Genomic DNA, 21,207 nt, shown 5'->3' on the forward strand with positions numbered 1-21,207 from the left:
CGGGTGCTTATGGGGCTGCGCCCCTGTCCCCCCTCGATCGGCGCTCCGCGCCTCGCCCTCTTACGCCGGGCGGGCTGATACTGCGCGCGAGCTAGGCCCCCCTCTGCCCCTCCAGCCACTCCTCGAACGTCGTCGGCGCGATCCGGGCGCCCTCGCCAGGAAGCAGTGCCTCACCCGCCATCGACACCCCGAACAGCCCCGCCCAAGTAGGCACGAGCCTCACCTCACGCCCCCTTGCCGCATGCGTGCGCCGGGCCATGTCGACCAAGTCCTGGGTCTCGGGACCGGCCACGTCGGCGTACCGCCCGTGCGGTGTCCCCTCGGCGATCTCCGCGAGGACGTCCGCCACGTCGGCTGGGGCGATCGGCTGGACGAGGAGGGGCGCGATCGTGGCGACGCCGTCCTGCTCGGTCCAGTCGGCCACCATCTCGGCGAAGTCGTGGAACTGGGTGGCCGGGACGATGGTCCACGGCACCGGGCCCTCGGCGACGAGGCGTTCCTGCTCGCGCTTGCCGACGTAGTGGGCGTTTCCTTCGACGCGGGACATTCCGACGATGGAGAGGAGCACGTGGTGGCGGACGCCCGCCTGCTTCTCGGCGGCGAGGAGGTTGCGCGTGACGGTGCCGAAGAACGCGACGGTCTCCTCGGGGTCGGTGGCCGTGCAGTTGGTGGTGTCGACGACGGCGTCCACGCCCGCGAGGGCGGCGTCGAGCCCTTCCCCGGTGAGCAGGTCCACGCCGAGCGAGCGGCTGATGCGCACGACCTCGTGGCCCGCCTTCTCCAGGGCGGTGGTGGTGAGGGCCCCGATGTTCCCGGTGGCTCCGGCGACGGCGATACGCATGACGTTTCTCCCCTGGTCGGTGTGGTGCCCGGTCGTCGTGGCCGGCGAGGGAACGGTATCTCGGACTAAATAGATCCGCAATATCCGGGATCCGGGATGTCCGAGATAGACTCGGGGCCATGAAGCTGCCTGTGAGTACCGAGTGGGTGTTGCACTGCGCCACGTCGCTGGCGCAGCTGGAGCCGGGGGCGACGGCGTCGGCCGGGCAGCTCGCGGGCTACTTCGACGTGCCGCAGGCGTATCTGGCGAAGCAGCTCCAGCCCCTGGTCAAGGCGGGGGTCCTGGCCGCGACGACCGGCCCCAGGGGCGGCTTCCGCCTGGCGCGGCAGCCGGCCGAGGTCACGCTGCTCGACATCGTCGAGGCGGTGGACGGCGCGGCGTCTCCGTACGAGTGCAGGGAGATCCGGCAGCAGGGGCGGGGGGCGCTGCCCGCCGAGGACTGCCGGGCGGCGTGCCCCATCGCGGCGAGGATGGCCGACGCGCACGCCGCCTGGCGCGCCAGCCTGGCCGCCGTCTCCCTCGCCGACCTGCTCTCCGAGATCCCCTCCTGGGCCCCGGAGCGCACCCGCCGCCTCCTGACGGGCACGGCCTGACTCCCGCCGCCGGGGGCGCGCGGGGGAGCGGGGCCGAGATCTCCGCTCTTGTCGTGACGAGAGGGCAACTGCCCGACTTCTGCGGGCAGTTGACCCGCGCTCGTACACCTGTCTAGAACTCCTCCCAGTTTTCCGTTCACTGCTCCTGGAATTCCACGGGCGGCACTCCGTGCTGCCCGCGTTCGGAAGCGCAGAGAGGTAGTCGGCACAGTGAGAACTGGTCATCGCGGGCCGTTAGCCGCCCTCGTCATCTCGGCGGTGGTCGCCACGGCGCTGCCGCACGTCGCCTTCGCGTCGGAGCCCGACGCCGTACCGGAACAGAGACAGCAGGCGGACGCCCCGGAGCCCCGGGCCGACCCGCCCGAGGACCCGCCCGAGCGGGCCTATCCCCGCAACTCGCCGCGCCTGAAGGTCACCTACGGCGCGGACGGCGCCACCGCCCTCGAAGCCCCCTCGGTCGTCCACGCCACGGGCCCCGAACTCTCCTGGCCCAAGGCCAAGGCGCCCGACGTCGTCGGCTATCAGCTGCACCGCTCGCCGAAGGCGGACTTCCGCCCGACGACCTCGACCCTCGTGGCCGACCTCGGCAAGGGCACCACGCGCCACCGGGACACCACCACCGCACCGGCCCCCCAGGCGAGCCGCACCGAGACCGGGCGTCGCTACGCGTACCGGATCCTGGCGAAGACCAGGGACGGCCGTCTGCTCGGCTCACCGGTGCGGCGCGTGGCCGTACCGAAGGCGGGCCACACCCTCCGCGTCACGACGGCGGACAGGGACGCGGGGAAGACCCGGGGCGCCCTGAAGTTCTCGACGGCGGGCATCCCGAAGAAGGCCCGCATCCTCGACGCGCGGGTCCACCTGCGTGCCGAGAACGGCAAGGGCATCTCGCGGGACGCCACACCCCTCGCCCGCCGGTGGCTCAAGGAACCCAAGGCCAACAAGGGCCTGCCGCTGACGGTGAAGACGGCCGACCCGGGCCGCGCCAGGCTCAGCGTCGTCTACGCGACCCCCACCCCCTGGGACACCTACTACGCCCCGGGCACCCCGACCCGCATGACCGCCCGCAACACCTACCCGGTGACCGTCACGGTCACCAACACGACGACCTCGGCCTGGCCCGCGGGCGAGCGTGAGCTGAGCTACCGGTGGGCGTTCCCGGACGGCTCGGACGCCACGTCCGGCGACAACCAGCTCAGGACGGCCGTCCCCGCCCTCGCGGCGGGCGCGTCCGCGACCGTGCGGGCCGAGGTCAAGGCCCCGCCCGTGGACGGCAACCGCCGCGCGGGCTTCACCCTGACCTGGGACGTGTACAACAAGGCGGACGACACCTGGCTGTCGCAGAAGCCCGGCATCGGCGGCCTCGCCCAGGCAACGGCCGTCGAGGACCCGACGGCGGACCGGCTCGGCCTGGAGAAGTACCACGCGTACACGGGCAAGAACACCGGCGCGGGCTCGACCCTGATGTCCAACGTCGGTTCGGGCAACGCCGTCTGGTCCTACGACGCGTATCGCAACCCGGGCCGCGGCATCAACACCTTCGCGCGCTTCACGTACAACGCGCAGGACACCTCCGACGGCCAACTGGGCCACGGCTGGTCGGCGCAGGCGTCGGGCCCGCTGCGCCTGGGCGCCGTGCTCGACTTCCACCCCGACGTCGATCCGGGCGAGGTGTACGTCGTCGACGGCGACGGCACCCAGCAGATCTTCCGGAAGCAGGGGAGCGGGGAGTGGAAGCCCTCGCCGGGCTACCACTACCGGCTGAAGGCGAAGGAGGGCGCGCGCACGTCGTGCCTGCCGGGCGTCGACCCCGAGGTGCCGGACGCCTGGACGCTGACCCGTCCGGACGGCACCCGGTTCCTGATCGGCTGCGACGGCTATCTGACCTCGGTCGTCGACAAGAACGGCAACACGCAGACGTACGAGTACGAGCTGCGCGACTCCGGCAACCGCCGCGTCAAGTTCCTCACCAGGATCAAGGACCCGTCGGCCCGCACCACCCTCACGCTCGACTACTACCGGCCGGGCGACGCGACGTACGAGTACATCGACGACAAGGGCGAGAAGGCCTCCGGCAAGGACCTCTGGAACCCGAGGATCTACGACCACCTGAAGTCCGTCACGGATGTCTCGGGGCGCAAGGTGGCCTTCCACTACACGGAGAAGGGGCACCTCGGCCGCCTCACCGACGGCGACGGCTCGGCGCAGCCCAAGGTCTTCAAGTTCACGTACGACGCCACGCAGGGCGCCAAGAACGCGAAGCTGACGAAGGTCACCGACCCGCGCGGGAACAGCACCGGCCTCGACTACTCGGTCACCGCCGAGACCGACTACCGCTGGTCCACGAAGACGGTCACCGACCGCCTCGACGGCACGACGGACTTCGCGTACAAGAAGCGGCAGGGCGGCGGCGACGAGACCAGGGTCACCGACGCCGAGCGGAACTCCGCCACCTATGAGACCGACGACGGCGACCGGCCGGTCAAGGTCGTCAACGCCAAGTCCCAGTACACGAAGATGAGTTGGGACGGCGACAACAACGTCACGCTCCTGGAGGAGAACAACGGCGCGAAGGCGGCCTACTGCTACGACGAGAAGACCGGCTATCCGCTGTGGGAGCGCTCGGCGGAGGAGAACAAGGACGGCGTCCCGCCCGCGGCGGACTGCGCGCCCGGCAAGTCCCCGGCCCACTCCACCCGCTACGAGTACCGGACCCGTGAGGACGGGTACGTCGCCGATCTGCGGAAGAAGACCTCGGCGGAGAACCGGTCGTGGGAGTTCGGCCACGACGCCAAGGGCAATCTGACGAAGGTCACCGACCCCAAGGGCCTCTCCACGCCCGAGGACGGCGACTACACGACGACGTACGACTACGACGCGTACGGCCAGCTGACCAAGGCCACCGACGCCAACGGCAACCCGGTCCTCCACTCGGACTTCGCGCCGTCCGGCTACCCGCGCACCACCACGGACGCGCTCAGCAAGGTCACGAAGACCCAGTACGACGAGCGCGGCCAGGTCACGGAGGTCACGGACGCGCTGGGCAAGAAGACCACGCGGACGTACGACACGTACGGCCGCCCGCTGGTGTCGAAGGTGCCGAAGGACCAGGCGGCGGGCGAGTTCATCACGACCCCGGCGCCGGAGTACGACCCGAACGACAACGTCACGAAGTCCACCGCCCCCAACGGCGCCGTGTCGACCGCCGTGTACGACAAGGCGGACCAGGTCACGTCCGCCACCGCGCCCAAGGACACGGACACCTCCGGCGAGCGGAGGACGGCCTACACCTACGACAAGGTCGGCAACCTGCGCACGACGACGGAGCCGAAGGGCGTGGCGACGCCGTCGGATCCCGACGACTACGTCACGACCAACGCCTACGACGAGATCTACCAGCTCACCTCCGTCGTCAACGCCAAGAAGGACAAGGTCAGTTACGTCTACGACGGCGTGGGCAACCCGGTCCGCGTCATCGACCCCAAGAAGAACGACACCTCCGACCCCGACGACTACACCACCAAGACCGACTACGACATGAACCACCGGGTCGTCGCGGTCACGGACGCGGCCGGCCGCACCACCAAGCAGGCCTACGACAAGGACTCCCTGATCGTCTCGGCCACGGACCAGGAGAACAACACCACCAGGAACCACTACGACGAGCGCGGCAAGCTCGCCGTGACCGAGGTCCCGCACGCGGAGGGGACGATCCGCACGACGAAGTTCGGCTACGACGAGGTCGGCAACCAGATCAAGGTGTTCACGCCCCGCAGCGTGGCCGCCGACCGCCCGGACGCCTTCGTCTCCGAGACCACGTACGACGAACTCAACCGCCCCAGGCGGCAGATCCAGCCGTACGACCCGAAGGACCCGCGCTACAACCGGAAGGTCTGGACGGAGACGACGTACGACGCGGTGGGCCGGGTCGAGAAGGTCTCGATGCCGCCGTCCGAGGGCGAGCAGACCCGCAACGACACGACCTACGGGTACTACGACAACGGCTGGGTGAAGTCGTCCAAGGACGCGTGGAACATCACCACCGCCTACGACTACAACGCCCTCGGCCAGCAGAGCGCCCGCCAGCTCACCTCGGCGGCGGGCTCCTCCAGCCGCACCATGCGCTGGGGCCACTACCCCGACGGGAAGCTCAAGTCGCTGGACGACGACGGGATTCCGGTGGGCCGGAGCGAGGTCCTGGGGGAGGCGGCCCAGAAGCGCGGGAGCGCCGGGTGGAAGCTGCCGATCCCCAAGTCGGGCACGTACACGGCGTACGCGGACCGTACGGGCGACGGCAAGGGCTGGGTGAAGCTGTCCACGAAGTCCTACGAGAAGAACGAGATCACGACGCTCACCGCCGCGGGTGCGTCCAAGGTCAAACTGGTCCGTGACGCCTCGGCGGAAGCGGACACGGAGAACAAGCGCTTCGCGTACGCCTACGACGTGAACGGCAACCTCACGTCGATCGACGACAAGTCCACGGGCACGAAGGTCGACGCGTACACGATCTCCTACACGGGCCTGAACCAGGTCGAGAAGGTCGTGGAGGCCCTGGCCGGTCAGGAGAAGAAGGCCACGTCGTACACGTACGACGCGAACGGCCAGCCGGAGACGCTCAAGCACCCCGATCAGTACGCCAAGTACACCTACGACCTGCGGGAGCTGGTGAAGACCGCGTCGGTTGGCAAGTCCCCGTCCGACACCTCCCCCAAGACCACCACGTACGACTACACGTGGCGGGGCGAGAAGAAGCACGAGACCAAGGCCAACAAGAACACGGTCGACTACGCCTACCACCTGGACGGCGCCCTCAAGTCCCAGGAGGAGAAGAAGCCGAACGGCACGCTCGTCTCCTCGCACACCTACGCCTACGACCCGAACGGCAACAAGGCGCGGGACGAGGCGAAGAAGATGAACGCCGACGACGCGTCGAAGTACCTGTCGTCCACCACGGAGTACGCCTACGACCCGGCGGACCGCCTCGCGAAGTCGACCCGCACCGGCGACGGCGCGGGCACGGAGACCTACGTCCACGACGACAACGCCAACGTCATCTCCCAGACGGTCAAGGGGAGGACCACCACGTACGGCTACGACCGCAACCGCCTCCTCAAGGCGGCCTCGGGCGGGGCGGAGGCCTGGTACACGTACGACCCCTTCGGCCGCCAGGAGTCGGTGACGAGCGGCGGCAAGGTCATCGAACGCAACACGTACGACGGCTTCGACCGGGTCACGCGGCACGAGAAGGACGGCGGCGGGGCGCGCGCCCTGAAGACCACGAAGTACGCCTACGACGCGCTGGACCGCACCGCGAACCGCACGGACGCCTCCGGCAAGAAGACGGACTTCAACTACCTGGGCATGTCCGGGGAGGTCCTCAGCGAGGACGTCGCGGGCAAGCTGACGAAGTCCTACCAGTACAGCCCCTGGGGCGAGCGGCTCTCCCAGGTCAAGCACGCCGCCGACGGCAAGACCGAGGACACCTACTACGGCTACAACAGCCACACGGACGTCGAGTCCCTCACGGACAAGGACGGCAACGCCAAGGCCACGTACGGCTACACGGCCTACGGAAACGCCGACCCCGCCGACTTCACCGGCATCGACAAGCCGACGGCGACCGACCCGGCCAAGGAGGCCTACAACCCGTACCGCTTCAACTCCAAGCGGTGGGACGGGGAGTCGGGGACCTACGACATGGGCTTCCGCGACTACAGCCCCGGCCTGAACCGGTTCACGACCCGCGACATGTACAACGGCGCCCTGGCCGACATGGAACTGGGCTCCGACCCCCTGACGGGGAACCGCTACGCCTTCGCGGGCGGCAACCCCACCACCTTCCTGGAGTTCGACGGCCACGACTTCGGCATTCCCGTCATCACCAACACCTTCAAAGGCATGCGGGAGGGCCTGAAGAAGGGCTTCACGGGGGCGGTGAAGGGCGGCGCGAAGCTGGCCGGGAAGCGCAATCCCGTGAGCGCCTCCTTCAGCTTGCTCCGGATCCTCGGCGCCATCGACTCCAACCCGGTGGACCGGGCCATCGACTCGGCTGTGGATCGGGCGGCGAGTGCGGTGTTCGGGGAGGATTCCGAGGGAGGGTCCGGTTCGCGGGGCCGAACTCCCGAGCAGCGCTGTGGCGACGAGTCCCGGTCGCAGCGTTTCCACTACCAACCGCTGAAGGGTGGGGCGCCCACGGGGGCGACGGCCTTGATCTGCCCGGAGGACCTCAAGGCGCCGAACAGCAGGACCCCTCGCCCCAGGTCCCTGACCGAGCCGCCCGGATATGTGGGGCGCAAGGACAGGGACGGCCTGTGGATATTCAATCGGTCCCACATCATCGGTGACCGGTTCCACGGAGAGTGGAGGCGGGAGAACATATTCACCGGGTACGCCGAGATGAACCAGGAGGGCATGAAAGCCTGTGAGGACGACATGGCAGACGCCCTCGGCAGTGGTCAACCGGTCTTGTACTCTGGCCAGTTGAATTACGGGAACGGTCGTCAGAACCTGCCGACGTCCATCACCATGACGGCCTCGACTCCGAACGGTCTGCTCTTCAGGGAGACCGTGCAGAACAAGCCAGGAAAGCAGGTGACCTGTTGAGCGTCCGAGAGCTGGAGCAGGAGCTGCCCGAGCTCTTGCGGCATCGTGCGTCGGCCGCCCGGGCCATCGATTGGGAAGGGATCTCCGACGCGCTCGGAACGGCGCTTCCTTCGGACTTCGTGGAGTTGTCCGAGAAGTACCCCGCGCTCACCGTCGATGATTTCCTCTCGATTCACATGCCCGCCCCGGGCGAGGAGCGCTATTTCATCTCCGGGACGCGGAAGCTGCTCGACGCGCTGCGGGACCGGCGAGACGCGGGGAGGTCGCACGGCCACGTCCCCTACCCCGAGCCGGGCGGCCTGCTGCCCTGGGGCGACTCCTCCGACGGGGACCTCTTCTACTGGAAGACCACGGACGAGGGGCCCGACACCTGGACCATCCTGGTGAGCGGGCGCAACGACGACTGGTGTGAGTTCCGGGGCGGTCTCACGGAGTATCTGGCCGGGTTGGTGTCGGGTGCGGTGCCGCCCGACGGGCTGCCGCCGGACTTTCCGGGGCGGACGCCGAGCGTGGACTCCGACTGACGCGCGGAGTGCGGCATAGGGCGGGGTGGTGAGGGGGCTCGTCCCTCTCACCACCCCGCCTGCCTGCCGTAAGGGCTACCGCCCGGCCCCGGACGCCTCCCCGGCGGGCACCCCCTCCGGCGCCTCCCCGAACCGCGCGAGCGCCAACGCCCCCGCCACAGCCACCGCGAAGCCGAGGATCGCCAGCCACCCCAGACCCTCGCGGGTGCGGTCGCCCAGCCAGACGACGCCCACCAGGGCGGGGCCGATCGTCTCGCCGATGACCATCCCGGCGGTGGCCGCCGTGACCGAGCCGCGCTGGAGGGCGGAGGTGAGGAGGAGGAAGGCGGCGCCGCCGCCGACCAGGAGGGCGTAGGCCGCCGGGTTGGTGAGGAGCGCGCCGGGCGACACGTCGTCGATGAGGCGGACCGTGACCTCCACGACGCCGAAGCCGCAGCCCGCGCCGAGGCCGAGGGCCAGGGCCCGGCCCCGGTCGGGGAGCCGTCCGGCGGCGGCGCCGAGGAGCAGGACGGCCACGGCCACCGCCAGCATCACGTACCGCAGCGCCGTCGGCCCGGTCTCGTCGCCCTCCGCCCCGGAGGCGAGGCCGAGCATCGCGAGCCCGGCGGACACCACCCCCACCGCGCCCCACTCCGTCCCGCTGAGCCGCACCCCCAGCAGCCGCGCCGCGACCACCGCCGTCACCGCGAGCGAGGCGGCCAGGGCGGCGCCCACCGCGTAGATGGGCAGGGAGCGGAGGGCGACGATCTGGAGGAGGAAGCCGAGGCCGTCCAGGGCGAGCCCGGCGACGTATCGCCATTGACGTACCGCACGCAGGAGGAGGGCCGGGTCGACCCCGGAGCCCGTGCCGGGCGCGGTCGCGCGCGCGGCGACCGCCTGGAGCACCGACGCCGTACCGAAGCAGACTGCTGAACCGAGCGCGCAAATCATCCCAAGAGACACGAAAGGACAGTAGATCAGGGAGCCTCCCGCTCCCTGTCGGCGGGGCGCGCCGCGTGGTCATCTACCCTGCGTCGTCGGTACGTTTCACCGGCATGTTTCGCATACGCAACGGGGGAGTGGCAACAGGTATGGCGGATGGCATAGGCAAGCGGCGGCGCGTGCGGTCCAGCACGGTCGCCCTCGGTTCCATGGGCGTCCTCGCGGCCGCCCTCACGTCCTGCGGCTCCGAGCCGGACAAGCGGTGCGTCGACCGCGACAGCTACGACGTGGTGAACGGCTATCGCGTGGTGAGCGACCGGTTGTGCGGGACGGGCACCGGCAGCGGCGCCCATGGCGCGAACGACGCCGACTGGTACTACGACGCCGACGTCCGTCGCGGTTACGCCGACGACGGCACCTTCAGCCGCAGCGAGGCCGTCGACCGGGACGGCTTCGGCTGCTCCGGCTCCGGCGGCGGCTGAGCGGCGAGGGGGTCGCGCCGTGGAACGCCGCACCATCACGCCCCGCCCCGGCTGGCAGGAGACGGTCGAGGAGCAGGGCCTCGTCTATCCGCTGACCCGCCATCCCGACGGCGAACTGCGCCCGTACTGGGACGAGTCCGCGTACTACGTCTTCAGCCTGCCCGAGGTCGAGGCCCTGGAGGAGGTCGTCGAGGAGCTGCACGCCATGTGCCTCGCGGCGGCCGAGCACATGGTCCACAAGGACCGCCTCGCCGACCTCGGCATCACGGACCCGCGCCTCGCCGCCCTCGTCACCGAGGCCTGGCACCGCCGCACCGAACTCCCGTCCCTCTACGGCAGGTTCGACCTCCGCTACGACGGCACGGGCGCCGCGAAGCTCCTGGAGTACAACGCGGACACCCCGACCTCCCTCGTGGAGGCGGCGAGCCCGCAGTGGTTCTGGATGGAGGAGCGCTTCCCGGGCGCCGACCAGTGGAACTCCCTGCACGAACGCCTTGTCGACGCCTGGAAGGCGCAGGCCCGGCTGCTGCCGCCCGGCAGCCCCCTGTACTTCGCGCACTCGGCGGGCGACGAGCTGGGCGAGGACCTGATGACGGTCGCGTACCTGCGCGAGACCGCCGAGCAGGCGGGCCTCGCCACGGACGCCATCGCGATGGAGGACATCGGCTGGGACCGGCTCTCGCGCCGCTTCGTCGACAAGCGCCTGCGGTTCATCCGCTCCTGCTTCAAGCTGTATCCGTGGGAGTGGCTGACGACGGACCGCTTCGCGCCCTACGTCCTGGAGACTCTCGACAACGGCGGCGGTACGGGTACGACGCTGTGGATCGAGCCCGCCTGGAAGATGCTGCTGTCCAACAAGGCGCTGCTCGCCGTCCTCTGGGAGCTGTATCCCGGGCACCCGAACCTCCTCCCCGCCTATCTGGACGGGCCGCGCGAACTCGCCACGACGACGGGGTACGTGACGAAGCCCCTGCTGGGCCGGGAAGGCGCGGGCGTGACCGTCCGCCGGCCCGGCGCCGACGCCCCGGCCGACGCGCCCCGAGAGCCGTGCTGCTACCAGGAGTTGGCGCCGCTGCCCGACTTCGACGGCAACCGTGTGGTGCTCGGGGCGTGGGTGGTCGCGGACGAGGCGGCGGGGCTCGGGATCCGGGAGTCGGCGGGGCTGGTGACGGACGAGTACGCCCGGTTCCTGCCGCACGTGATCCTCTGACGCGCGGCCGGGGGAGCGTCAGGGGTGCCTGGGCTGGGTGCCGGGGCGCAGTTCGACGCGGATGTCGTCGTCGTCCTTGATGACGTACGTCGGGTCGGTGCTCTTGTGCCAGTCGAGCGGCAGCAGGTAGTAGCGCTGGTCGCGTTCGATGAGCAGGCGCAGGCCGCTGTAGCGGTAGCGGTAGTGGGTGCCGCGGCCCAGGTCCTCCACGGCGGGGCCCGGCGGGGCGAAGCTGAGGCGGTCGGTGCTGAGGACGACGACGGCGACGCGGCGCACGAGTTGGCCGGCGTCGTGGTGGGCGTCGTGGCGGCCGCGGTCCCCGGCCAGCAGGGCCACCGCCCAGATCAGGAAGAGCCCCGCGGCCAGGAGCGCGGCGGTGCGGCGCCACGCCGGTGGGGGTGCGGTGCCCGGCGGGGTCGCGGCGCGGGTCCGGCCGAGCAGGAGGCCCGTCGCCACGAGCAGCGGTGCCGACCAGGCGTACGGCTGGATCCAGCGCCACAGGAGCAGCAGCGCGGCTCCGGCGGCGACGATGCCGACGTGGGCCCGGGCCACCGCCTGCCCGGCGGCGCGCAGTCGGCGCACGTGGTGCGCGGGGACGTGGAGGGTGGTGAGGAGCCGGGGTAGGTACGGGAACAGGAGGGCCAGGACGAGGACTTCCAGGGCGGGCAGGGCGGCGAGGTTCAGGCTGCGGATGACCAGCTCGAAGGTGTCGAAGCCGACGGCGAAGCTGTCGAGGTGGAAGTAGCCGTAGTAGGCGTTGGTGTAGATGTAGCCCGCGTAGAGCATCAGGGCGCTGACGAACGAGGCGGCGCCGACGACGGAGTTGATGAGTTCCGTGGGGCTGCCGACGGCGGTGGGGGGTTCTGGCGGGGGGTCCGGGGTGCGGGCGCTGCCTTGCCGGGTGGCCGGTCGTACGCGGGGGGCGCGCGGCACGCGCGGTGACCGTGGCACGCGGGGTGCCCGCGCCGTGTGGGGTGCCCGCGTCGTGCGGGGTGAACGGGCCACCCCGGCCTGGTCCGGCACGGCGTCGGGGCCGCCCGCACCGCCCCCCGGCGATTCCCTGCCCACCCCGCTCAGTTCTCCCCGGGCGCGGAACCGACGCCCCCCGCCCCGGCGGTCGACTCCGGCGTACGCGTGCCGGACGGGGGCGGTGCCGTGCCCGGCACGGAGGGATCCGGTGTAGGCGGGCACTGAGTCCCGTCCGCGTCCGACGCCGGGGACGAGACGCACTCCGGCGGGTGCGCTGGGGTCGACCCGCTGACACCCGGACCGGGCGCATTGATCGGCCCCGTGTCCGTCGGCGGCGGCTGCACCGGCGGCACCCCGGGATCACCGCCCTGCGACCCACCGCTGTCCTGCGCCCCCGGCGGCGCCTCGGGACCGGTGGCCGACCCGCTGGGCCCCGCCCCCAGCGAACTCACGGCCCCGGGCCCCGACGACCCGCCCGGCCGTCCCGGCACCTTCCCGCCGGGCCCGTCGGAGCGACCGCACGCGGCGGTGCCGAGCCCCAGGGCCACGGCGATGACGGCCGTCGAGACGGCTGCGCCGACCGCGGCAACGTTCCCCTGGCGTACGCGCATCGTTCCCCCTCACACCGGAACGTCCTCACAGTGTGTGAGCGAAGGATGGCACCGGTCGTGGGGGGCTGCCCAGGTGCGGGACGCGAATTCACTCCTCGCGGTGCGCCCCGGTCCCGCCCCTGAAATACAACAGCAGCACATATCCGGCCCGTCCGGCGATTGAGGACGAGGCGCGGAGCGCCGATCAGCGGGGTCCAGGGGGCGCAGCCCCCGGTTTCGGGGAAGGGGCGGGACCGGGGCGCTCCGCGTCGAACCGGCTCCTGGCAGTCTCGATCTCCCCCATATACCGATGCGTCCAGTCGCACATGGCGTCGATGGCGCGGAGCAGCGCCACCCCCGCCTCGGTCAGGCGGTACTCGACGCGGGGCGGCACGGTGGGGTGGACGGTGCGCTGGACCACGCCGTCGCGTTCGAGTCCGCGCAGGGTCTGGGTGAGCATCTTGTGGCTGATGCCGTCGACGGCGGAACGCAGTTCGGTGAAGCGCAGGGTGCGCTCGCCGAGGGAGCTGACGATCAGGATGGCCCATTTGTTGGCGAGGCCGATGAAGACCTCGCGGGCCAGCGCGTCGGTGCGCGCCACCTCCGCCGCGTCGGCGCCGCCCTCGATCTGCCGGATGCTCACGGGGTTCTCCTCCCACCGGAACGTGCCGGAACGTGCCTGGGTGTCACCGCGAGCGTACGTCGAAGGGGGGCCGGGGCGGCGGGGCCCGGGCGCACAGGGCACCATGGGCGGTCGCAATGATCAGAGCGCCGTGGCGGACACGGCGTGGAACCACGGGGAAACACATGAGCACTCTGCGCGGTATGCGGAACCACCGGTCTCTCGGTCTGGCGGCGGTGGGTGTGATCACCGCGCTGGCGGTGACCGCGTGCGGCCCGTCCGACGACTCGGACAAGGACGGGAAGTCCGGCGCGTCCAAGGCGGCCGACGAGGCGCCGAAGAACCTCAAGCTCGGGCAGCCGGGCCCGGTGCAGGAGATCACCAGCTACAAGAAGACCGGCAAGTTCTCGATCACGCCGACGAAGGTCTCGCTGGGCAAGCCCGAGGACCTCAAGGAGCTGGACGACCCGAAGAAGTACAAGGACAAGAAGATCGCCTGGATCTACGTGAAGGCGAAGCACGTCGGCGGCCCCGACATCAAGGAGGCCAAGCCGATGAGCGACGTCGGCGCCGAGACGGACGCGGGCGCGCCCGCGACCCGCTTCATCCTCATCGGCACGCTCGCCAGCACGCCGAAGGACTGCAACCTCCTCAACGGCGTCAAGGAGCTGGGCAGCGACGACATCTGGAAGAAGGGCGAGGAGCGCACGGTGTGCGAGCCGTACCTGATTCCGGCGACGGCGAAGGTCAAGAGCGTGACGTACTCGCAGGGCTTCTACAAGGAGCCCATCAAGTGGGCGGTGCGGTAGCACTCTTCGGGAGTTCCTCGCTGCGGCCGACCCCCGTGCGGAGGGTGCCGTATCGATACGGCTCGCGGCCGTAACCGAAACTCACATAAGCCGGTTACAGGACCGAACCGATCTTCCGGAAGTCGAACTTCCGGATTCTCGCCCGGCTCGCTCCATGCCTCTTCGATCCAGTGAGGATCCCTGTGAACTCCACCCTCCGCGCCCGGCTCGCCGCTGCCGCAAGCATCGTGGCTCTCGTCTCGGGCGGGATGCTGGTCGCCGCACCGGCCGCCCAGGCCGACGGCCCCGAATGCGCCACCTTCCTGAGCGACCCGCTCGGGCGCAGCACCACCGACGGCAACCTGGGCTGCGCGGTGGGCGCCGCGAAGCTCCCCGTGATCTCGGAAACCGTCTGCCCCGTCGTCCTCAACAAGGTCTCCCAGGTCTCCGCGGGCAGCTCCACGATGGCCTGCAAGCGCGCCGCGCTCTAGTGCACGACTGAAACGAACCGCTGAGGACGCCCCGGCTGCGGGCGTCGGACGCGGGTGGGCCGTGCCCCGTACCGGTTTCTCGGTGCGGGGCACAGCTATGTCTCCACCGCCGTCACTGTGCGGGCCGCGTCGCGCGGCAGCAGGAGCGGGGTCGCCAGGAGGAGGAGTCCTGCGGTGGCGATCGCCGTGCGGGGAGTGGGTCAGGCGGTACGTGGCGTAGACCGGGTTGAAGATGCCCATGCAGGTGATCAGGCCGAGCTCGACGGTCACGACGAGGGCGAGTCCGGTCGGCCCGGGGTGGACGAAGGCCAGGCCGAGGGACCAGCACGCCCGCAGTGTTCCGACGGTGCGCAGGACCGCCCGCTCACCGTGGCGTGCGACGAGGACATGGGAGAGGCGTGCGCCGACGAGTCCGCCGAGGCACGGCAGTGCGAACGCCAGGCCGTACTGCCAGGGCGCGAAGCCGAGTGGGCCGAGCATGAGGACGGCGAGTGGTGGGGCCGCCGCCATGATGAGGCCGCTGACCAGGACGGTGTTGAGGAACAGGGCGCGCAGGGGCGGGTCGGCGAGGATGAAGCGCCAGCCGTCGGCGAGGTCGCGGGCGTGGAGGCGGGGCGCGTCGTTCTGCGTGGTGGTGGGCTCGGCCGAAGGCGGTTTCGTGGGTCCGGGCGCGGGCGGGCGCGTCGTCGCAGGGCGTGCCTCGTCCCCGCCGATCGCCCGGATCCCCGCCGTCGAGAGGAAATGGCTCAGCGCGTCCGCCGCCACCGTCACCACCGGCCCGAACGCCCCCGCCGCCGCCGCGACCACTCCGCCGACCGGCATCAAAACGAGGCACCCCGCCCCGGGGCAAACAACGGCCCGCCCCCTGCGTACAACCCCTGGTTGTGTCCTTAGGGTGTCGCCGTGGATCTCAACGCCGTACGCACGTTCCTCGCCGCCGCCGAGTCGGGGCAGTTCCAGGAGGCCGCCGCCGACCTCGGAATCACGCAGCAGGCGGTGTCGAAGCGGGTGGCCGCGCTGGAGAAGGAGCTGGGGGCGCGGCTGTTCGACCGGACGCCCCGGGGTGCGCGGCTGACGATCGACGGGCAGGCGTTCCTGCCGCACGCGCGGGCGCTCGCGCTGGCGGAGGAGCGGGCGGCGGCCTCGGTGCGGCCCGGGAAGCGGGCGCTGCGCGTGGACGTGGTGGGGCGCCGGGTCGCGACGGCGGGTCTGGTGCGGGACTTCCACCGGGCGCACCCGGAGATCGACTTGGACATCGTGACGTTGTACGGCGTCGACGCGGCCGTGGCGGCGCTGGAGTCGGGCGAGATCGACGCGACGTTCCGGGCGGTGACGATGCCGGGGCGGCGGCTTCCGGACGGCATCGAGGCCATGCCCGTACTGGACGAGCCGATGCACCTGTTCACGGGCCCCGGGCACGAGTTCGCCGCCGAGAAGGCCATCGCGCCGGAGCGGCTGGCGGGGCACCGGATCTGGATGCCGGGCAACGAGGCGGGCACGGAGTGGGCGGCGTACTACGACGCGCTCGCGGCGACGTTCGGCTGCGTGATCGAGACGCTGGGCCGCCCGAACTTCGGCGTCGAGTACCTCCTTGACACGATCGCGGAGTCGACGACGCTGGCGACGTTCCTCAGCGAGCGGACGCCGCTGGTCTGGCCCGCGGGGCACGACCTGCGCCTGATCCCGCTGCGCGACCCGACGCCGGTCTACCCGCACTCGCTGCTCTGGTACGACACCAATCCGCACCCCGGCCTCGCGATGCTCCGCGACCACCTCGCGGCCGCCGGGCTCGCCCACGACGGCACGGACACGTGGCGGCCGACGTGGGCGAGATGAGGCGGGCGCCCGGGGCTCAGCCCAGGAAGCACGCCGAGACGTAGCCGACCACGCCGGTGCGCTTGTTCTGGACGAGCTGCCAGGCGACGGTGTGGCTGCCGTCCGGGCACTGGACGCGCGGTCCCGGGTCGGCCTGAAACCAGTACGCGCAGTCGCCCTGGTTGGCCCAGCCGACGTGGCTGCCGCCGGGCTTGCTGCGCATGTGGATGCCGGTGCCCTTGAAGTCGGTGTGGGAGTCGCCGGTCTCGCAGGGGGCCTGGGCGGGGGCCGTGGCCGGGGTGGTGGGTGCGGCTGCGGCGGCGTGCCCGGTGGTGAACGGGGCCATCAGCAGTGCGGCGCCCGCCACGGCCAGGGCGGCCGTCCTCTTGGTTCGCTTCATCATGAACGCAACGGTTCCGAACGAGGGCGGGCCCGACAAGAAGGCGCGGCCCGCACCGACCTGCCCGTAGGAGTGATTCACCGCAGCGCGCGCCCCCACACGGCGCCCCTCACGCCGCGCCCGTGCGCTGCACTCCTAGCCGCGCCTGCCGCCCCGGTACTGCTCGGCGATCTCGTCCGAAGTCGTCACCCACACCCCCGGGTGGTTCACCACGTACTCCAGGGCCTGGTCCAGGTACTTGGCGCGGAAGGCCTGGCCGATGACGAAGGGGTGCAGGGCGAGGGCCATCACGCGCCCGCTGTCCGCCGCCTCCGCGTCGGCGTGCAGCTGGTCGAGCTGGTCCTTGACGATCTGCACGAAGTCGGGGCCGGTCATGCTGTGGCCGACGAAGAGGTTGATGTCGTTGAGTTCGACGGAGTAGGGGACGCCGAACATGCCCGGGATGTTCAGGTCGAAGGGCTGGTCGTCGTTCGTCCAGTCCAGGACGTAGTCGAGCCCGAGTTCCTTGATCAGTTGAGGAGTCCGGAAGGTCTCCGTGAGCGCGGGCCCCATCCAGCCGCGCGGCCGCGTCCCCGTCGTCCGCTCGATGGTCTCGACGACGTCCGTCAGATACTTCCGCTCCTCGTCCTCCGTCATGTCGGCCTGGAAGATCGAGTTGTTCCTGCCGTGCGCGAGCCACGCCCAGTCGCGGTCGCGGCCCGCCTGGACGATCTGCGGATAGCGGTCGCCCACATCGGAGTTGAGCAGCACGCTGGCCCGGACCTGATGCCGGTCGAGGGTCTCCAGGGTGCGCCAGAAGCCCACGCGCGGCCCGTAGTCCCGCCAGCCGTAGTTCAGCGGGTCCGGGGTGAGGTGCGCGGTGCCGGGGAACGTCGACGTCGACGGCTTGTCGACCTCGTAGTGCTCGATGTTGAGCCCGACATAGAAGGCGACCTTCGCGCCGCCCGGCCACTGGATCGGCTCGCGCTCGACTATGGGGCTGTAGTCGTAGAGCTGGTTGTCCATCACACTCACCTCGGAACGCTCGCTGCGGGTGCCGGCAGCGGGGCGCTGCCAGCGGTCTGCCGTGTGCGGGAGGGGTGTCCCGCCCACGGCAGACATCCTGAAACGTTCACACTGGTGTGAGGGTCAAACGGTCCCCGCCGACCTCTTCCCCACGAGCGTGCGCCCCCTCACTTCACTTCTACGGTGACCTTCCACGGCAGGATGACGGCGGGGCAGGCGTAGCCGGGGTCGGGGACGCAGCTGCGCCCCGCGTTGAGCGTGGCGGTACCGACGGCGTCCGCGCTCAGGTCGGCGCGGGCGTCGCCGTTCGGCAGGGTGCTGCCCGCGGTCTTGCGGAGCACGGCGGGGGTGTCGGTGTCCGGGGCGGTCCACTTCCAGGTGACGTGGCCCTCGCGGTACGCGGTGAGCTTGACCTCGACGGTGTCTCCGGTGGCCACGGTCACGGTCCGGCCGTTGTCCAGGTTCGTCAGGACGGCCTTCCGGGCCGCCGCCCGTGCCTCGGCCTGGGCGGTGGCCGGGACGGCGGTGACGGCGAACGCGGCGAGGGCAAGCCCGGCGGCCAGCGGGACGGCAAGGTACGTGGACGACTTCATGGTCTCTTTCCCCAGGGGTGTGCGTGCTGATTCGGACCCGTGGGCGCAGGCAGGACGGCCCGCACCCAGAGATGAGAATCGGCCGCGCACAGGCCGCACTTGCGGCTTTGCCCGACAAACACCCTGATTGGGTGAGCTGGGGGCATTACGTCACGGAGTGACCGCCGACCGCCCCGCGCGCAGTGCCGCCCGCACCGTGGGCGCACCCCGGGCCGCCGCGCCCGCCCCGGCCCACCCGGCGCCCGCGCCCGTCCGGCCCGCCTCCGCCCGGTCCCTGCGGCACTCCCCGCACCGGTCCTCCCCGGCCACGGGCCGGAACAGGGTCGGCCGCCCGTGCGGGCCCGCGCACTCCCGCAGGGCGGCGACCTGCGGCCGCGCCGGGCGTGCCGGGGCGGGGTCCCTGAGCAGGGAGCGGACCAGGCCGCCCGGCTTGTGGATCACCTGGTGCCTGCCGGGGAGGCCCCGCCGGATCTCGTCCCGTACGTCGTCGGGGCTGTGGCCCAGCGCCAGCCACCGCCCCGCCAGCTCGGTGAGCTGGGCCAGCATCCCGCGCGGCACGCGCAGGCGGGGGTCCAGGTCCGGCAGGCCCCGGACGATCAGGTCCGCCTGCGGCAACTCTCCGTTCGCCAAGGGAGGTTGGGGGGTGTTCTCCAGGGGTGTTGCATCTGGATGACGACCGACGGCCCGGCCCGTCGGCCGGCCGACCACCCGATCCGGGCCACTCGGAGCGGAGCCCCGTAAGACAGCCGCCTGCTCCGCGTCCAGGGGTACGTTCGAGACGAGCTGGCAGGTCGCCCACCGGCCCCGTTCGCGCTGCTCGCGCCATTCGTGGAGGTAGCCCTCGGCCTTCAACTGCGCCTTGGCCCGGTTGAATCCGGTCCGCCCGATGCCTGCGCTGCGCGCGGTGGCGGAGAGGGGTTCGTGCGCCCCGTCGGGGAGGGAAAGCTGCCAGGTCAGGAGCCGGACTGCGTCCGAGCTGAGCCGAGGATGGCGAAGGATCTCGTTCGGCACCTGAGTGAAGAAACGGGCAGGCGCGATAGCATGGCGAAGCATTTTCGGTGCTCCTTCGAAGCACTGGAAGTGAAGGCCCTCGCCGCTGGCTGCAACCAGCACGGGGGCCGTTTAGTTGTGGTTACGGTACATCAAGTCGCGTGTACGGAACGTCACTTCGCGGTGCGGCGTATGAACTCCGCCCAGGCGGAGGGTGCGAGGGTGAGGCGGGGGCCGTCGGGGTTCTTGGAGTCGCGGACGAGGACGGCTTCGAGGGTGGCGGCCACCTCGACGCACGAGGGTCCGTCGGCGGTGCTGTAGCTGCTCTTGAACCACTCCAACGTCATGTCTATCGATCCACCTTCTTGATGAACTTCTTCGACTCGTCCGGTGTCAGGGCTTGCGCCCGGATGATGCCATAGCGCATGTCCAGGATTTGGACCTCTTTGGGGTCGGTGACTACGCGGCTGGCGAGCTGAACTTCGATCAGTCCGACTGTGGCTCCGTCCTTGAGCTTGGTCAGGCGGAAGGGCCCGTCGAGTCCGGTGTTCCGCTCGCGACTCAAGGGCAGGATCTGGATGTCCACGTTCCGCAAGTCGCATACTGCCAACAGGTGTTCGATCTGGCTGCGCAATGCCATTGTGCCCCCAGGATTGCGCCGCAATGTCGACTCGCACAGCACGAAGCTGAACGTGGTGCGGCCGATCGACTCCTCGATGATCCGCTGGCGCTCCAGGCGCGCCTGTAGTCGTCGTTCCACCACATCGTCCGGTAGCGGCGGGCGCCGGTTGCTGAAAACCGCTGCTGCGTAGTCCTCGTGCTGCAACAGTCCATCGATCACTGAGTTGTTGTAGGAACACACCTCAACGGCCTGGGCTTCCAGCTTCGCGACGTCCCGAACCTTCCTCGGGTACCGGACCTTCTCCGCGTCGGGCTTCAGGCCCTTGAGGTGGCCGCTCGCGTTCAGGACCTCGTCGGCGCGGTCCAGGAACTCCGGCCTGGGGATCCGTGCCCCGCGCTCGACCTTGTGGATCAGGTTCTCCCCGTACCCCATCAGGTCACCGAACTGCACCGCGCGCAGCCCGGCGGCCTCGCGCCAGAACTTGATCTGGCGTCCGATGAGCTCGGCGACCGCGCTGGACTCGTCGTCGGAGCCGACCTCCCAGCCGACCTCGTCCATGCCCTCGTTGCCGTCCAAGGCCACCTCCCGGTGGGGTCACGGGTACGTTCGGTACGCGTGGGGACATCCCAGGACAGCCACCGTACGTACAGGAATCGTCACTGTTCAGGCTAGGCGTCAGCCGCCACGCTGAGTTACGTGAACCCAGAAATCACCCGAACCGTGCGTTCCGCGCGGCCAGTGCACCGCTTCCGCGCTCAATTGCCCGCCACGTGGCGCGGGGCCCGCAGGGCAAGGTTGCTCGCTACGGAGCAACTGCAAGCGTGGGGACTCCCGTTCGAGGCGGCGGCCCAGATCCTCGCCGAGCTGGCGACGAACGCGGCGGTGTACGGGCGCGTACCCGCACGGGACTTCCGGATCGAGCTGACGGCGACGGAAGGCGGCGTGCTGCGGATCGAGGTGTCGGACACGCGTGGGGACCGGCTGCCCGTCGTACGGGAGCCGGACGGCGAGGACGAGTCGGGGCGGGGGCTGGTGATCGTGGAGGCGCTGGCTGACCGGTGGGGCGTGGAGCTCGGGCCGGAGCCGTTGAAGACGGTGTGGGCGGAGATCGACGGCCAGGTGTCTTGTCGGGACTGACCCTGGTCGGG

19 protein-coding genes and 1 pseudogene are annotated in these 21,207 nt (G+C 70.7%); 9 read left to right on the plus strand and 11 right to left on the minus strand.

Going from position 1 to position 21,207, the window contains the following annotated elements; genetic code table 11:
* Positions 1-91: 91 nt before the first annotated feature.
* The gene (locus ACZ6AA_RS02000) at positions 92-841 is read right to left on the minus strand and encodes an SDR family oxidoreductase (RefSeq protein WP_468450892.1); all 750 of its coding nucleotides are present in this window, start codon (positions 839-841) and stop codon (positions 92-94) included.
* A gap of 119 nt (positions 842-960) precedes the next feature.
* Between ACZ6AA_RS02000 and ACZ6AA_RS02005 the strand changes: the two genes are divergently transcribed.
* From ACZ6AA_RS02005 to ACZ6AA_RS02015, 3 genes are all read left to right on the plus strand, one after another.
* The gene (locus tag ACZ6AA_RS02005; protein WP_468450894.1) at positions 961-1,434 is read left to right on the plus strand and encodes an RrF2 family transcriptional regulator; all 474 of its coding nucleotides are present in this window, start codon (positions 961-963) and stop codon (positions 1,432-1,434) included.
* A gap of 258 nt (positions 1,435-1,692) precedes the next feature.
* Positions 1,693-8,037 (plus strand): RHS repeat-associated core domain-containing protein, encoded by a 6,345-nt coding sequence (locus ACZ6AA_RS02010; protein WP_471455744.1) that lies wholly within the window; start codon positions 1,693-1,695, stop codon positions 8,035-8,037.
* A complete protein-coding gene (locus ACZ6AA_RS02015) occupies positions 8,034-8,561 on the plus strand; it encodes an SMI1/KNR4 family protein (protein WP_468450898.1) in 528 nt (175 codons plus the stop codon). Before ACZ6AA_RS02010 ends, ACZ6AA_RS02015 begins: the two co-directional genes overlap by 4 nt.
* Positions 8,562-8,636: 75 nt before the next feature.
* Here the strand turns inward: ACZ6AA_RS02015 and ACZ6AA_RS02020 are convergent, their stop codons facing one another.
* On the minus strand, positions 8,637-9,491 hold the full coding sequence (locus tag ACZ6AA_RS02020) for a DMT family protein (RefSeq protein WP_468451704.1): 855 nt from the start codon (positions 9,489-9,491) through the stop codon (positions 8,637-8,639).
* Positions 9,492-9,631: 140 nt separating this feature from the next.
* On the opposite strand from ACZ6AA_RS02020, the gene ACZ6AA_RS02025 reads away from it, so the two are divergent.
* Together ACZ6AA_RS02025 and ACZ6AA_RS02030 are read left to right on the plus strand one after the other, a co-directional pair.
* The gene (locus ACZ6AA_RS02025; RefSeq protein WP_468450900.1) at positions 9,632-9,964 is read left to right on the plus strand and encodes a hypothetical protein; all 333 of its coding nucleotides are present in this window, start codon (positions 9,632-9,634) and stop codon (positions 9,962-9,964) included.
* 19 nt (positions 9,965-9,983) lie between these two features.
* On the plus strand, positions 9,984-11,174 hold the full coding sequence (locus tag ACZ6AA_RS02030; protein WP_468480419.1) for a glutathionylspermidine synthase family protein: 1,191 nt from the start codon (positions 9,984-9,986) through the stop codon (positions 11,172-11,174).
* An 18-nt stretch (positions 11,175-11,192) separates the two neighbouring features.
* Here ACZ6AA_RS02030 and ACZ6AA_RS02035 read toward each other — a convergent pair whose 3' ends face one another.
* On the minus strand, positions 11,193-12,107 hold the full coding sequence (locus ACZ6AA_RS02035) for a hypothetical protein (protein WP_468480420.1): 915 nt from the start codon (positions 12,105-12,107) through the stop codon (positions 11,193-11,195).
* Positions 12,108-12,938: 831 nt separating this feature from the next.
* Positions 12,939-13,376 carry a winged helix-turn-helix transcriptional regulator gene (locus ACZ6AA_RS02040; protein WP_468450905.1) on the minus strand — a complete coding sequence of 146 codons (438 nt, stop codon included), beginning with the start codon at positions 13,374-13,376 and terminating at the stop codon, positions 12,939-12,941.
* 164 nt (positions 13,377-13,540) lie between these two features.
* On the opposite strand from ACZ6AA_RS02040, the gene ACZ6AA_RS02045 reads away from it, so the two are divergent.
* Both ACZ6AA_RS02045 and ACZ6AA_RS02050 read left to right on the plus strand, forming a co-directional pair.
* Entirely contained in the window at positions 13,541-14,164 is a 624-nt protein-coding gene (locus ACZ6AA_RS02045; protein ID WP_468450907.1) for a hypothetical protein, read from the plus strand.
* Between the two features lie 182 nt (positions 14,165-14,346).
* Positions 14,347-14,634: a hypothetical protein gene (locus ACZ6AA_RS02050; RefSeq protein ID WP_471455745.1), complete on the plus strand. Its 288-nt coding sequence runs from the start codon at positions 14,347-14,349 to the stop codon at positions 14,632-14,634.
* Between the two features lie 95 nt (positions 14,635-14,729).
* On the opposite strand, the pseudogene ACZ6AA_RS02055 reads toward ACZ6AA_RS02050, so the two are convergent.
* Positions 14,730-15,453: pseudogene (locus ACZ6AA_RS02055) on the minus strand (MFS transporter); the annotation flags it as partial.
* An 84-nt stretch (positions 15,454-15,537) separates the two neighbouring features.
* Here ACZ6AA_RS02055 and ACZ6AA_RS02060 point away from each other — a divergent pair.
* The gene (locus ACZ6AA_RS02060) at positions 15,538-16,470 is read left to right on the plus strand and encodes a LysR family transcriptional regulator (RefSeq protein ID WP_471455746.1); all 933 of its coding nucleotides are present in this window, start codon (positions 15,538-15,540) and stop codon (positions 16,468-16,470) included.
* Positions 16,471-16,486: 16 nt separating this feature from the next.
* Here the strand turns inward: ACZ6AA_RS02060 and ACZ6AA_RS02065 are convergent, their stop codons facing one another.
* The 6 genes from ACZ6AA_RS02065 to ACZ6AA_RS02090 form a co-directional block, all read right to left on the minus strand.
* A complete protein-coding gene (locus tag ACZ6AA_RS02065) occupies positions 16,487-16,852 on the minus strand; it encodes a hypothetical protein (RefSeq protein ID WP_471455747.1) in 366 nt (121 codons plus the stop codon).
* Positions 16,853-16,984: 132 nt separating this feature from the next.
* Positions 16,985-17,854, minus strand: a complete 870-nt coding sequence (locus ACZ6AA_RS02070; protein WP_471455748.1) for a polysaccharide deacetylase family protein — start codon at positions 17,852-17,854, stop codon at positions 16,985-16,987.
* A 167-nt stretch (positions 17,855-18,021) separates the two neighbouring features.
* Positions 18,022-18,447 carry a hypothetical protein gene (locus ACZ6AA_RS02075; protein WP_471455749.1) on the minus strand — a complete coding sequence of 142 codons (426 nt, stop codon included), beginning with the start codon at positions 18,445-18,447 and terminating at the stop codon, positions 18,022-18,024.
* A 150-nt stretch (positions 18,448-18,597) separates the two neighbouring features.
* Entirely contained in the window at positions 18,598-19,458 is an 861-nt protein-coding gene (locus ACZ6AA_RS02080; protein ID WP_471455750.1) for a hypothetical protein, read from the minus strand.
* Between the two features lie 152 nt (positions 19,459-19,610).
* Positions 19,611-19,784: a DUF397 domain-containing protein gene (locus ACZ6AA_RS02085; RefSeq protein ID WP_471455751.1), complete on the minus strand. Its 174-nt coding sequence runs from the start codon at positions 19,782-19,784 to the stop codon at positions 19,611-19,613.
* Between the two features lie 2 nt (positions 19,785-19,786).
* On the minus strand, positions 19,787-20,635 hold the full coding sequence (locus ACZ6AA_RS02090; protein WP_468450923.1) for a helix-turn-helix domain-containing protein: 849 nt from the start codon (positions 20,633-20,635) through the stop codon (positions 19,787-19,789).
* Positions 20,636-20,755: 120 nt separating this feature from the next.
* On the opposite strand from ACZ6AA_RS02090, the gene ACZ6AA_RS02095 reads away from it, so the two are divergent.
* The gene (locus tag ACZ6AA_RS02095; RefSeq protein WP_468450925.1) at positions 20,756-21,196 is read left to right on the plus strand and encodes an ATP-binding protein; all 441 of its coding nucleotides are present in this window, start codon (positions 20,756-20,758) and stop codon (positions 21,194-21,196) included.
* Positions 21,197-21,207 lie beyond the last annotated feature (11 nt).

Source organism: Streptomyces sp. NPDC040610 (genome assembly GCF_055594065.1).

Excerpts from the sequence above, each read along its gene's own strand:
- ACZ6AA_RS02000 (WP_468450892.1), bottom strand. The coding sequence starts at position 841 with ATGCGTATCGCCGTCGCCGGAGCCACCGGGAACATCGGGGCCCTCACC.
- ACZ6AA_RS02005 (WP_468450894.1), top strand. The coding sequence starts at position 961 with ATGAAGCTGCCTGTGAGTACCGAGTGGGTGTTGCACTGCGCCACGTCG.
- ACZ6AA_RS02020 (WP_468451704.1), bottom strand. The coding sequence starts at position 9,491 with ATGATTTGCGCGCTCGGTTCAGCAGTCTGCTTCGGTACGGCGTCGGTG.
- ACZ6AA_RS02025 (WP_468450900.1), top strand. The coding sequence starts at position 9,632 with ATGGCGGATGGCATAGGCAAGCGGCGGCGCGTGCGGTCCAGCACGGTC.
- ACZ6AA_RS02045 (WP_468450907.1), top strand. The coding sequence starts at position 13,541 with ATGAGCACTCTGCGCGGTATGCGGAACCACCGGTCTCTCGGTCTGGCG.
- ACZ6AA_RS02065 (WP_471455747.1), bottom strand. The coding sequence starts at position 16,852 with ATGATGAAGCGAACCAAGAGGACGGCCGCCCTGGCCGTGGCGGGCGCC.
- ACZ6AA_RS02070 (WP_471455748.1), bottom strand. The coding sequence starts at position 17,854 with ATGGACAACCAGCTCTACGACTACAGCCCCATAGTCGAGCGCGAGCCG.
- ACZ6AA_RS02075 (WP_471455749.1), bottom strand. The coding sequence starts at position 18,447 with ATGAAGTCGTCCACGTACCTTGCCGTCCCGCTGGCCGCCGGGCTTGCC.
- ACZ6AA_RS02085 (WP_471455751.1), bottom strand. The coding sequence starts at position 19,784 with ATGACGTTGGAGTGGTTCAAGAGCAGCTACAGCACCGCCGACGGACCC.